The organism is Exiguobacterium sp. PvP048, from assembly GCF_040549175.1.
Taxonomy (GTDB): Bacteria; Bacillota; Bacilli; order Exiguobacteriales; family Exiguobacteriaceae; genus Exiguobacterium_A; species Exiguobacterium_A artemiae.
Genome location: NZ_JBEPSU010000002.1, coordinates 116,944 through 129,751, shown reverse-complemented (window position 1 = coordinate 129,751; position 12,808 = coordinate 116,944). Strand labels below are relative to the sequence as shown.

Below are 12,808 nucleotides of genomic sequence, written 5' to 3'. Positions count from 1 at the left end.
TTGTCAAAATGGGGAATGATGTGTCAAAATAGACACAGTTATCTGAAAAAGGAGTTGTTCTGATATGAAAGAAGCCAAACGAATTATTTTCGGATTGATTCTCGGAGTCATCCTCGGAATCATTCTCGCTTTGTTACCAGACAAATCGATCTATGAAGGATTGAATAAGTATGCACTTCAACCAATCGGAACGATTTTCCTTAACCTGATTAAGATGCTCGTCGTCCCGATCGTCTTCTTCTCGATCTCCCTTGGTGTCATGGGACTCGGAAATCCAAAAGAACTGGGTCGCGTCGGCGGAAAAGCCATTACATATTTCATGACGACGACCGCTGTCGCCATCGTCATCGCTCTTGGTTTGTCATTACTGATCAAACCGGGTACGTTCGGGAACTTTGCGACAGACAACTTGAAGTATGATCAAGGCAACTTACCGGATACGAGTTTGATCAATACGATCGTCGGGATGTTCCCGACCAATCCGATCACGTCGATGGCAGAAGGCAATATGCTGCAAATTATCGTCTTCAGTGTCTTCATCGGTTTCGGGATCACATTCCTCGGCAACAAGGTCTCGACATTACGTTCATTCATCGAACAGGGAAATGATTTGATGACATATTTGATCGGACTTGTCATGAAGATGGCCCCGCTCGGCGCATTTGCATTGATTGCTTCCGCCGTCGGTGCACAAGGGTTTGATTCCTTAAAGGCAATGGGGCTCTACATGGCAGTCGTTATCCTGGCTTTGATTGTCCACTCCCTGTTGACGTACGGTTCGACCGTCTCACTGATCGGAAAAATGAATCCGTTTTTCTTCTTCAAAAAGTTTGCGCCGGTCATGCTGTTCGCCTTCTCGACTTCGTCGTCGAATGCAACGCTACCGGTCGCGATGCAGACTGCACAGCGTGAACTGAAAGTACCGCGTTCCGTCTCAAGTTTCGTCCAACCGCTCGGCGCGACGATCAACATGGATGGTACAGCGATCATGCAGGGAGTCGCAACGGTCTTTATCGCTCAAGTTTATGATATCAGCTTGTCTCCGGCACAACTGGCAACCGTCGTCCTGACTGCCGTTCTCGCGTCCGTCGGAACAGCCGGCGTACCGGGTGTCGGGCTTGTCATGCTGACGATGGTGCTTCAGTCCGTCAATCTGCCTGTCGAAGGGATTGCCTTAATCATCGGGGTTGATCGTCTGCTTGATATGATGCGGACTGCGGTCAATATCACAGGTGACGCCGCTTGTGCCGTCATTGTCGCCAAATCAGAAGAAGGTAACCTGAGTGAAGAAGAGGAAGAAGACGAGCGTTACGCTTAACGTTTCCTCGATAAAAAAACGCGTCGCCTCCGTGAATCATTCACAGGGGCGGCGCGTTTTTGTGTTGATTATTTTTTTAAGACATACGAGCTGAGCGGATCAACCGTCACACTGCCCGAGACTTTTTTCAGTGTTTTCATTCCGGCGGTTTTCCCGTCGACGATGACACTCCATGTTCCTTTTGGTAACGTCATCTTGACAGCTTGACGTTTCGCATTATGAACGACGTAAAGATCCGTTTTTTGTTGGGGGGCATCGTCTGATAATTGATACGCCACCACTTGCTCCGGTACATCTTTAAACGTCAGGTAACGTCGGATGTCTTTTGCTGTCCCTAAATGAAGAACAGGGTTCGCTTTACGGACTTGAATCAGTCCTTTCATGTAATCGACGTCGGCTTGACGGTCCATTTTGCGTTTCCAGTCGAGCTGGTTGACAGCATCCGGTGATTTGTATGAATTATGATCGCCGCCTTTTGTCCGCATGAAATCTTGACCGGCATGAATAAATGTCGTGCCTTGTGAAGTCAGCAGAATGCTTGACGCCAAGCGGTGCATCTTGGTTTTCGTCGCATCCGTATCATTCGGATTCGTTAAGTTCAGCTTGTCCCACAGCGTGTGGTTATCGTGAGCTTCGACATACGTGATTGCTTGGTTCGGTTCTGCTGCGAAGCCTGTGATGTCTTTGTTGTACGCAATCTCACCGACGATTCCGCGTTTGATCCGTGTTTCAAGACCCGCTTTACCGTTAATGAAACCGGCATCCGTGTCTTCAAAGACACTTCCTTTCAGTGCATCACGCAAGTTATCGTTGAAGTGAGCGATACCCGGCATCTGTTTGGCATTCGTCTGGTTGGCTTTGTCGGCTTCCGGAAGCGGTGTTCCGAGACTCCAGCCTTCTCCGAAGACAAGGATTGACGGATCAATTTTTGTCGTCGTTTTTTTGACGGCATTCATCGTCTTCACGTCATGAATCCCCATTAAATCAAATCGGAATCCGTCCCAACGGTATTCTTTTGCCCAGTAGCCGACAGAATCGACAATCAGTTTATGCATCATTTTCCGTTCAGAAGCGGTATCGTTTCCGACACCTGTGCCGTTGGCGAGATCGCCGCCTTCCGTATAACGGTAGTAGTAACCCGGCACGATTTTATCGAGGTTTGATGCTTTCGCGTCAAACATATGATTGTAGACCACATCCATGACGGCGCGGAGTCCGTTATCATGTAGCCCTTGAATCATTTGTTTCATTTCTTTGATCCGGACTTTCGAATCGTACGGATTCGTTGAATAAGAGCCTTCCGGTGCATTGTAGTTTTTCGGATCATATCCCCAGTTGTATGTTTTGAGCGGATTCGTCTCGTCGACAGAAGCCGTATTGAAATCATAGACTGGAATGAACTGGACATGTGTGATGCCGAGCTCCTTCAAATGATCGAGTCCCGTTTTCGTCTTTGTTTTCTTACCGTCTTTCATCAGACGTGTTCCCGGCTCGACGACACCAAGATACTTCCCTTTTTGCTCGATACCTGAATCATACGTATCTCCCGTGACGTCAAACATCGACAGGTCACGGACGTGTGTCTCGTAAATGATGGCGTCTGTCGCTTGTTTCAGCGGCATTTTTGTTTTTGTCCAGCGTTTCGGGTTCGTCTCTCTCAAATCGACGACGACGCCTTGATCTCCGTTGACCGCCACAGCTGTCGCGTACGGATCGACGGCCCGTGTCGTTTCTTTGGCGTGCTTGACTTCATAGGTGTAGCCTGTTCCGTCGAGGTCACCTTTGACTGTGATGCTGAAGACACCGCGGTCACCGCGGACCATCTTCACTTCACGGACGATATCCTTCGTTGTGGCTGCTTGTTTTTTCGGCAATTTGTAAAGTTCCAGTTCAACGGACTGCGCAGTCGGTGCCCAGACGCGGAATGTCGTTTTGCCTTTTTGATACGCCGTACCGAGTTTACCGTCGTACGCATATTTTTTGTCAAAAGCATCAGACCGCAATACTTTTCCTGCTTCTAAAATCCCTTCCCCGAATACCGGGTGTGCGACCGTGACGACATTTGCTAAATCAATATCCGACGCGACAGTCACGTGTAACGTCTTCGCGTCCACTTGTGTGACAACCGGATTGACCAGACCTTTGAATGTCAGCGTTTTTACATCTTCTGCTGCGATCGGTGAATTCGTTTTTAATGTCATCGTCTTAAAATCGTCTGCCAGGAAACTAGTAAACTTTGGTGTCCGATCGATATCCGGTTGGCTGTAATAAACGGTTTGATCGCCTTCAATCAACCAGATATCCTTGGCTCCCGCGTAGTAAAAACGATCAGCCCCGTCTTTTTCCGACCATCCTTCGATGTGAGGAATGATTCCGACGAGACGTTCTTTCGTCGTATTCGTCAAGGTGACGTTTGCTACAGCTCCAAACGCATCTTGTCCGTCAAATTCAAATCGTTTTCCGTCCTGCGCATTCGGCCATGCCCACACCCCGTACTTGTCGTAGTCATTGTCATAGCGGTAATAATGAATGTTCGTGTTGACGGACTCAACGTCACTGCCGCCTGTTGGATTGACCGGTGAAACGTCTTTGCTGCCTGATTCAATCCAGACTTCCGCCACACCGTCTTTGATCATGTCTTTTGTAATGAAGCGGTCGTTTTCTGACCCCGCATCTTTGTTCCAGGAATCATCGCGGACGATAAAACCGATTTTTTCCGGCTGATCCACCGGAAATTCGTAAGCGGCAATTTTCCCGTATGCATCTTGTCCGTTAAAGGCATGTGCTTTATTCGGGAAGTAATCCGGTCCATTTGCCCATAACCAGAGATTCCAATCTTTTGGTGCTGTTTTATCTTCCTTGTAGTGAATGATGACGAGTGTCGACTTCCCTTTTTCCAGTGCCAAACCGTTTACGGGGAATAAACTAAAGATCAGTGCAAACGTTAGCACAACTGCACAGACTGATTTCCATCGATTCATGCCGTATCCTCCTTGGATTTATGTAATCGTTTTCATTTCCATTCTCCATTCGTTCGACTTATCTGTCAAAGCTTATTTTAGTTCACTAAAGAAAATAAGACTTTTGGACCAACAGCGACAAATAACAATAAAAAAAGAGAATGGCATGTCCGCCACCCTCCCACTGCTCATTTTGCTTGTTGATCCGTAATTTCATGGATTGTTTGTTTCGTGGCTTGCATCGAGTGATCCGAAGCAAAGAAGTACCAGACTCCGTCACTGGCGATATACCCTTCTCCTTCAAGTTTCAGCGGCTTCAACCGCTCGAATCCCGGCTGATTTTCCTGTGTGAGTTGGGCTGCTTCGGAAAACGTGATGTTTGTATTGAAATTGTTTTTCAGGACCCGGCTGACCTCTTCTAAGTTCGTCAGGATATCCGGTCCGGCAAGTTTCATACCGACGGCTTCAAGTACCTGACGTTGCCGGATTTGCCGGCCCATATCACCGAGCGGATCCTGCTTTCGCATTCGCGCGTATCCGCTCGCCTCGAGTCCGTCCAGTTTGATTTCCCCTTCCGCATAGTCCTTTTGTAAGCGTCGATCGTTCCAACTAAATGCGGACGGGTTATCCACGGTGACTCCGCCGACGGCATCCACAAGTTCAATCAGACCTTCCATATTGATTTTGGCATAGTACGGAATCTTGACATCAAATGTCTGTTCGACGGTTTCAATCGTCTCTTCCACCCCGCCATACGCATAGGTATGATTGATTTTCGTATTTGTCCCATCTTTTAGTGTCACCTGCATGTCCCGTGGAATGGACAGCGACGTCGCCTGTTTTGTTTTCGGGTTAAACGATAATAACATGATCGCATCCGCCCGCCCCGGATCGTTTTTCCGTTCATCGACGCCAATCAGCAAGACATTGGCCGGTCGCATCGTTTCAAGCGGGAGCTTCTCTTTTCCTTTCAGCGGTGTAATGAAACCATCTGCTGTTTGTTGCAAGCGCAAAAAAGCATATCCTGTCGTGCCGCTCGCAATCAGGATGACGGCCAGTAACAAGGCACTGATCAGACGCCAGCCGACCGAGGGCCGTTTTTTTCTTACACGTGATCTCACGGGGATACCTCCTATAGTTTCTGCTGATACGTCTTCATCAGTCCGGCAATATTGGAATTGTGTAAAAAGAGAACCGCATCAACGTTCTGTTGCTTCGCGAACTCGGAAGCATCAAAGTCTTTGTTGACGTACCGGACATCCACCACTTCGAGATTTGCGCTCCTCGCGAGAAACGGCAGGACGGGATTGGCAAACGAGTCCTTAAGGACAAGTAATTTAGGACCCTTCGTCTTTGAAGTCATCGATAAAATTCCATGATTACCGCGCATGAACACTTCATATCGTTCGGCATAATCGCCCTCTTCCTTAATGAATTTTTCATCAATCAACGGCTGTCCGCATGTGTTGTCATAACAGACATCGATTCCTTTAAACTGATCCGCACCATAGTATTCAATCGTGTCACCTGTGCTTGCATATGCCAGTGTCGTCTTGCGTGCAAGGGATCCGAAGTACGGATGTTCCGAAGACCGTTTCGACCCGGGGTTCACTTCGACCTTTTTTAAGGCCGGTTCTGTTTTTCCGATGGTCCGCACAATCTCGTCATATGCTTGATAGGCACCGTCTATATTCCAGTGATGATCCGTTTTAAAATAATCGGACAACTGTAAACGGTCCAGTGAAATTGATGTGATGCCCGCTTTTGTAAAGCCGGCCTGCATCGTCTTATGCCGCTGTATTGCATTCGACGCGACATAATCCGGAATGATTCCATCGCGTTCCGCGACGACGGTTTTCGACGGTGCCAGGGTAAAGTAGACCGGACGGTCGACCTCTTGCGTGAACTGTCGGAAAGCGTCCGGGACGATCGGTTGCGCCGCTTGACTCGGCTCAATCAAGTAACCGTCTTCTGCCGTATAAATGCCGTTACGGAACGGTTGCCGAAGGACATTTTTTGATAATCGGGCCTGCATTTCAACAAACGTACCTCGAAGCAGTAATTGATCAGTGAAATAACTTTCCATCTTCACCATGTCGTCACCCGAAATCACGCCTTGGACGGTCGGTTTGACCGCCTGTGCAAGGGCTCGATTTTCCAGTTGGGAACTGACGCGGTCTTCCCGAAGGATCGTCCCCGCGCCAATCGCCATCAAGATGACGAAAAAACTGATCGTCGTCAGCCACATCATCTTCCGTTCAAAGGATGAGGACGGTTGACCGTCCGCTTTCGGCTTTAATTTGCGTTCGATTGGTTGTGCCATGTCGTCTTCTCCTTTCTAGAAACGGAAATAAATAAAGGGATTAAATGTACTTGCGACGAGTGCCGATGTTGCGAGGAACAACAAGACCATCGCATATCCATATTGCATCGTCTGTCCGACTTTGCCCGATGATTCGACAAATCGTTCGCCAATCCGTTTTGGAATCGGGGTCGCAGCAAGACACGCCAGCGCTAAAATCACACCATTTTGGACGAGTTGGTAGCTCGCGCGGTCATCCCACAGCACATCCGGGACGAACATCGCTTGAATGTACGTGATCGCTTCCGGGAACGTTTCTGCCCGGAAAAAGACCCATCCGACCAAAACGAGCACCAGCGTCCACACCGTCGCGAATACGGGAACCCGCGCCAGCAGTTTTCCGAGGAAGGCTTTTTCGAGCATGATCCAGATTCCGTAGTAGACGCCCCAAGCAACAAACGTCCAGCTTGCGCCGTGCCAAAGTCCGGTCAACATCCAGACGATTCCGAGATTTCGGTACTGTTTCCACGGCGACACCCGGTTTCCTCCAAGAGGAATGTAGACATAATCCCGGAACCAGGAGCCTAATGAAATATGCCACCGGCGCCAAAATTCAGAGACGGATTTTGAGATGTACGGATAGTTAAAGTTTTCAAGAAAATGAAAGCCAAACATCAACCCCAGTCCAATCGCCATGTCACTGTAACCGGAAAAATCAAAATAAATTTGTAAGGCATAGGCGATGATTCCAATCCAAGCGAGACCCATCGATAAATCCTTCATGTTAAAAATCGTATCCGCGACTTGCCCGCATCCGTTCGCTAAAATCAATTTTTTGGATAAGCCGATGATAAAGCGGCGGACGCCTTGCGCAAATTCAGGCAAGGTTTCCCGCCGGTGATTGATTTCGTCCGCAACCGTCTCATAGCGGACAATCGGACCGGCAATCAATTGCGGAAACAACGCGATGTACAAAGCGAGATCGAGCGGGTTTTTTTGAACCTGTCCCGCTTGACGATACACATCGATGACGTAACTCATCGCCTGGAAAGTAAAGAACGAAATCCCAATCGGTAAAACGACTTCCGGGACAAACAACGTTGTTTGAAAGGTCTCGTTGATTGACGTCACAAAAAATCCGCTGTATTTAAACCAACCGAGCAGTCCCAGGTTGACGGCGATCATACTGAACATGATCCATTTGACACCGATCCGTGTCCGGTACGCGTGGACGGCCAAGGCAAACAGGTAGTTGATCAAAATGCTCGTCAACATCAATAGGACGAATCTCGGTTCACCCCAGGCATAAAAGAAAAGGCTCGCTACCAAGAGCCAGCCGTTCCGAAACGTGCGTGGCAACAAGTGGTAGACAAGCAACACGAACGGTAAAAATAGAAATAAAAAAATCGTCGAACTAAATAACATGATAGGATTCCTCCTGCTTGATCGGAACAAGCCGGTTGACGTGTAACGCTGTCAACCGAACCCGCCTGTCCCCTTCGAGTAGAAACTTGAATGCAATTTTAAAATAGTCGGCGCCTTTGACTCGTTTCAGTTGTAAGGAACACGTTGTTTTTCCGTTTACCGTCAGCCATTCCGTCTCGGAATGCATCCGTTTTTTTTGCCCGTACTGCATCTTGAACATCTGAACGTCGCATGACGTTTCCGCTTCCAGTTCGCACGTCAATGTGACGGACTCGGCCTGTCCAAAAGAAGCGTCGGCACGATACAACTTCGAGGGAGGATATTGAAAGCCCTGATCAAACAATTGAATGTACAGCTTATCGGTCGGATCCGCCTGTTGAAAATCGAACCAAACACCGTCCGCATCTTCTTCGAGCAGAATCTTATCCCGGTCCCCTTGCGGAAAAAACTGATAACTTGCCAGTTCCAGTGGACGTGAACTCATACCGGTACCTCGCTTAAAATCGCATCAACAATACGTTCTGCCGCATGACCGTCTCCGTATGGATTCGCCGCTTGTGCCATCGCGTCATAAGCCCCTTGATCCGTCAGTAACAGATGACCCGTTTCATAAATACGTTCCGGATCCGTCCCGACAAGCTTCAACGTACCGGCCGCGACACCTTCCGGACGTTCGGTCGTATCACGCAAGACGAGGACCGGCACGCCAAGCGAAGGTGCTTCTTCTTGAATACCGCCAGAATCCGTCAAAATCAGTGTCGCCCGGGCTGCCAAGTTATGAAAATCAAAGACATCGAGCGGTTCAATCAATCGGATGCGCGGATGATCGTTCAACTGTTCCGCTGCCTCGAGGACAATCGGATTCGGATGGACCGGATAGACGATTTCAATATCCGGATGACTGTCCGCCAATCGTTCGACGGCATCAAAAATTTGCGATAATTGCAAGTGATTTTCGCGTCGGTGAACGGTCAACAAAACCAGTTTCCGTCCGCTCGCTGTAAGATCCGTCAACACCGGGTGCGTGTAGTCTTTCGAAACCGTTGTTTTTAACGCGTCGATGACTGTATTTCCCGTCACGATAATCGGACTCTGTTTGTTCTCGAGCCGCAGATTTTCCGCTGCCTGATCGGTCGGCGCGAAATGGTAATCAGCGAGTACACCCGTCAATTGACGATTCATCTCTTCCGGGAATGGGGCATACTTCTGATACGTCCGTAAGCCGGCTTCGACATGACCAACCGGAATCTGTTGGTAAAAAGCCGCAAGTGAAGCCGCGAATGTCGTTGTCGTATCCCCATGGACCAACACCAAATCCGGTTGCTCTTTTTCCAAGACACGACGCATCGCATTTAAAATCCGTGCCGTCATCTCTTCGAGTGTCTGACGTGGACGCATCAAGTCTAAATCATGGTCGGGAACGATCTGGAACAGTTCAAGGACTTGATCGAGCATTTCCCGGTGTTGTGCCGTCACGACGACGATCGGTTCGACCCCTTCTCGTTTTTCCAATGCTTTGACGACAGGCGCCATCTTGATTGCTTCCGGTCTCGTTCCGAACACTAGCATGACTCGTTTCATTCGTTCCATCCCCTATCCGTTATTCATGACGACAATTCAATCGTTTCACCGCGTGCCGAACGCTCGATTTCATCACTTCGTCCTGTTCTTTTTTTCATGACATAATGTGCAGCTTGTTTTTTCGTCAGCTGCTTGTACCAATATAAATATTTGTTATACTCCGCCATCGTTTCCGCTGTCGGTCCAAACATCCGAACTTCTCCATACTCGAGCCAAAGGATTTTTGTACAAAAACTTTTGACTTGATTCAAGGAATGGCTGACAAAAAAGATCGTTTTTCCTTGGTCGCGAAACTCCCGCATCTTATCGAGGCATTTTTCCGTAAAGGTCTGGTCACCGACCGACAGCGCCTCATCGATGATCAGGATATCCGGATTGATATTAATCGAGATGGCAAAACCAAGCCGCGCCCGCATCCCGCTTGAATATGTTTTGACGGGTTGATCGATGAAATCTCCGATGTCCGCAAACTCCAGAATTTCCGGTGTAATCGCCTGGATCTGTTTTTTGGTCAGCCCCATCATCAATCCTTTTAATTCGATGTTGTCCCGTCCGGTCAGCTGATTATTGAGACCACTGGAAATCGCGATCAATGCCGATTTACCGCCAAGCGTCACACGACCGTACGTCGGCGGCGTGACGTTGGCGAGCAGATGCGACAAGGTCGACTTCCCACTTCCGTTGATTCCGACCACACCGACGATTTCGCCTTGTTCGACGGAGAACGAGATATTTTTTAAAGCATAAAACGGTTTACCGCTGACTTTACCGAACAACACTTCTTTTAATTTATCAATTGGTCGGGCATACAAGACGTAGCGTTTTGAAACATTCTCGAATACGACGTGACTCATGTTTTTTCCTCCTAGACATAATCAATGAAGTACCGCCGGAACCGCAGATGAACTGCTGCTCCTACCACTAACAAAACGGACGTCACAGTCCAGAAGTAGACTCCATACCAGACGTGATCGAGCAGATAACCGGTCCCGATCAATGCCGAGCGGTATCCTTCAATCAAATAGACGAGAGGATTGATCATCAACAACGTCTTAAACAGACTGTGATCCGGCGGAATCCACATGATGGGCGTCAAATACATCAACATCCGGATTGCCGAAGTCACCATGTTTTGGACATCCCGAATCATCGTTGCCAGAGCAGACAACAAGAGTGAGACGGCATACAGAAAAATCACACCCGCCGGGACGATATACAACAATTCAAACGTATGCCAGCCCGGAAAATAACCGAATGCCATTCCGAGAACAATCGTCAAGGCAATCATTGCGACATGGCGGTAAAATTGCGCCAAGATGACATAGGCCGGGATCGTACTGAGCGGAAAGTGCATTTTCGAAACAAGGGCGACCCGACCGTAAATCGATCGTGAGCCGCTTGGTATCGTACTGCCGATGAAAAACCAGGCAATTAATCCACTGACCAACCAAAAGACGAATGGAATCCCGTCGACCGGATTTCCGCCACGGATTCCGAAACCGAACACGACCCAGTAAACGCCAATCTGCAGGAGCGGCGTCATGATTTCCCAGAACCATCCGAGATATTGCATGCTGTATTGACTTTTTGTTTCATAAAGCGAAAGGCGAAAGATCAGATAAAAATGATCTTTCAGCTCTTTCCCGATTGTACCGACCCCGTTCATATCGCCTTCGCATCCACTTCCGTCGTTTGATACGTATGCAGGTTACCAAAGTTCAGGACCGTGATGTCCTCAAGCGGTTGAACGATTCCTTTTGTATCAAACAAGACTGGTGTCCGCATCTGATTCGCAAGACGCCGTGAATCAAACTGTTTAAACTCGTCATGATCGACGAGCACCAGTGCCAGGTCCGCACCTTGGATCGCATCAATCTCATCGACAAGCTCAAAGCGTGACGAAATCGAACGTTCGACGTGTGGATCACAGACTGCTACATCCATGCCGCGGTCAATCAGTTGCTCGATGACATCGACAGCCGGACTTTCGCGCATGTCGTCGACGTTCCCTTTGTATGTGACGCCGAACACTGCGATTTTTGGCCGGACGTGAGACGCAACTAGGCGCTCTGCCTGTTCAGCGACGAAGTGCGGCATGTTGACGTTCGTTTCCCGTGCCGTATGAATGATCCGTGCAAGGGACGGTGCTTTTGCGACGATGAAATACGGATCCACCGCAAGACAATGCCCGCCGACACCCGGTCCCGGATGATGTAGATTGACACGTGGATGCATGTTCGCCATCTCGATTACGTCGAGCACGTTGATTTCGAGTTTGTGACACACTTGCGTCAGTTCATTGGCTAGAGCGATGTTGACATCGCGGAACGTGTTTTCCATCAATTTCGACATCTCTGCCGTCTTCGCATCCGTCTTGACGATTTCACCTTGAACGAATGTTTCATATACTGCTGCACCTGCATCCGCGCAAGCCGGTGTCAATCCGCCGACAATCCGGTTATTGTGAATGAGTTCATGTAAGATTTGTCCTGGAAGCACCCGCTCCGGACAATGAACGACGAAGACGTCTTGACCGATAACGAACCCGGCTGCTTCAATCAATGGTCGGACATGATCATCCATCGTCCGCGGAGCGATTGTTGATTCGACGATGATGACGTTGCCTTTTTGAACGTGCGGCAACATATTCTGAACGGCTGACAGGACATACTTCAAGTCACACGATTTATACGTGTCATTTAAATTCGGTGTCGGAACAGCGATTAAAAAGACATCTGCCGGTTCCGGTGTCAGTGTTGCCCGAAACTTTCCGTTTGCGACGACACGCTTGATGACATCTTCAAGTCCCGGTTCTTCAATATGAATGTCTCCCGCGTTCAACATCTTAACGATGCGCGGGTCGATGTCGACCCCGACGACGTCCGTTCCGTGATCTGCAAACATGGCTGAAGAAGGTAATCCAATATATCCGAGTCCGATTGTACAAAGTTTCATTTTGTCATTCCTCCATCTAGTTACGAGTTAGTCCTTCACGTCAGCAAATTACCGACTGTGTCGTGGCTGTAACTAGACCATAACGACAATTGCTTGTGTTTCCAATGGTTCTAACCATCTCTTAAACCATTCTTCACAGACCTTACATTCAAGGCGTTTCCTGTACTTTTTGTAAAGCTTGTAAATAATCCACGAACATTCATCGCATTCAGCAAACAAACAACCGAATCCGGTCGCTTCCGTTGTTTCCTGTCGTGGATTTGCCTG

The 12,808-nt window shown here is 48.6% G+C and carries 10 protein-coding genes; 1 reads left to right on the top strand and 9 read right to left on the bottom strand.

The window, feature by feature from the left end:
- Positions 1–64 precede the first annotated feature (64 nt).
- Entirely contained in the window at positions 65–1,318 is a 1,254-nt protein-coding gene (locus ABIC15_RS05150; protein WP_354019920.1) for a dicarboxylate/amino acid:cation symporter, read from the top strand.
- Between the two features lie 68 nt (positions 1,319–1,386).
- Here ABIC15_RS05150 and pulA read toward each other — a convergent pair whose 3' ends face one another.
- From pulA to ABIC15_RS05105, 9 genes are all read right to left on the bottom strand, one after another.
- The gene (gene pulA / locus ABIC15_RS05145) at positions 1,387–4,299 is read right to left on the bottom strand and encodes a type I pullulanase (RefSeq protein WP_354019918.1); all 2,913 of its coding nucleotides are present in this window, start codon (positions 4,297–4,299) and stop codon (positions 1,387–1,389) included.
- A 167-nt stretch (positions 4,300–4,466) separates the two neighbouring features.
- The gene (locus ABIC15_RS05140; protein ID WP_354019916.1) at positions 4,467–5,399 is read right to left on the bottom strand and encodes an LCP family protein; all 933 of its coding nucleotides are present in this window, start codon (positions 5,397–5,399) and stop codon (positions 4,467–4,469) included.
- Positions 5,400–5,410: 11 nt separating this feature from the next.
- Entirely contained in the window at positions 5,411–6,601 is a 1,191-nt protein-coding gene (locus ABIC15_RS05135; RefSeq protein ID WP_354019914.1) for a DHHW family protein, read from the bottom strand.
- A gap of 15 nt (positions 6,602–6,616) precedes the next feature.
- Positions 6,617–8,005 carry an MBOAT family O-acyltransferase gene (locus ABIC15_RS05130; protein WP_354019912.1) on the bottom strand — a complete coding sequence of 463 codons (1,389 nt, stop codon included), beginning with the start codon at positions 8,003–8,005 and terminating at the stop codon, positions 6,617–6,619.
- Positions 7,995–8,489, bottom strand: coding sequence for a hypothetical protein (locus ABIC15_RS05125; RefSeq protein WP_012369714.1), 495 nt, complete (start codon positions 8,487–8,489; stop codon positions 7,995–7,997). Before ABIC15_RS05125 ends, ABIC15_RS05130 begins: the two co-directional genes overlap by 11 nt.
- On the bottom strand, positions 8,486–9,586 hold the full coding sequence (gene wecB / locus ABIC15_RS05120) for a non-hydrolyzing UDP-N-acetylglucosamine 2-epimerase (protein WP_354019910.1): 1,101 nt from the start codon (positions 9,584–9,586) through the stop codon (positions 8,486–8,488). The genes ABIC15_RS05125 and wecB overlap by 4 nt, the downstream gene beginning before the upstream one ends.
- Before the next feature lie 23 nt (positions 9,587–9,609).
- A complete protein-coding gene (gene tagH, locus ABIC15_RS05115) occupies positions 9,610–10,440 on the bottom strand; it encodes a teichoic acids export ABC transporter ATP-binding subunit TagH (protein WP_012369712.1) in 831 nt (276 codons plus the stop codon).
- Positions 10,441–10,451: 11 nt separating this feature from the next.
- A complete protein-coding gene (locus ABIC15_RS05110) occupies positions 10,452–11,252 on the bottom strand; it encodes an ABC transporter permease (RefSeq protein WP_012369711.1) in 801 nt (266 codons plus the stop codon).
- Positions 11,249–12,541 (bottom strand): nucleotide sugar dehydrogenase, encoded by a 1,293-nt coding sequence (locus tag ABIC15_RS05105; RefSeq protein WP_026833651.1) that lies wholly within the window; start codon positions 12,539–12,541, stop codon positions 11,249–11,251. The genes ABIC15_RS05110 and ABIC15_RS05105 overlap by 4 nt, the downstream gene beginning before the upstream one ends.
- Positions 12,542–12,808 lie beyond the last annotated feature (267 nt).

Bases quoted from the DNA above. Each gene is read 5' to 3' on its own strand.
- ABIC15_RS05150 (WP_354019920.1), top strand. From the start codon at position 65: ATGAAAGAAGCCAAACGAATTATTTTCGGATTGATTCTCGGAGTCATC.
- pulA (WP_354019918.1), bottom strand. From the start codon at position 4,299: ATGAATCGATGGAAATCAGTCTGTGCAGTTGTGCTAACGTTTGCACTG.
- ABIC15_RS05135 (WP_354019914.1), bottom strand. From the start codon at position 6,601: ATGGCACAACCAATCGAACGCAAATTAAAGCCGAAAGCGGACGGTCAA.
- ABIC15_RS05130 (WP_354019912.1), bottom strand. From the start codon at position 8,005: ATGTTATTTAGTTCGACGATTTTTTTATTTCTATTTTTACCGTTCGTG.
- ABIC15_RS05125 (WP_012369714.1), bottom strand. From the start codon at position 8,489: ATGAGTTCACGTCCACTGGAACTGGCAAGTTATCAGTTTTTTCCGCAA.
- wecB (WP_354019910.1), bottom strand. From the start codon at position 9,586: ATGAAACGAGTCATGCTAGTGTTCGGAACGAGACCGGAAGCAATCAAG.
- tagH (WP_012369712.1), bottom strand. From the start codon at position 10,440: ATGAGTCACGTCGTATTCGAGAATGTTTCAAAACGCTACGTCTTGTAT.
- ABIC15_RS05110 (WP_012369711.1), bottom strand. From the start codon at position 11,252: ATGAACGGGGTCGGTACAATCGGGAAAGAGCTGAAAGATCATTTTTAT.
- ABIC15_RS05105 (WP_026833651.1), bottom strand. From the start codon at position 12,541: ATGAAACTTTGTACAATCGGACTCGGATATATTGGATTACCTTCTTCA.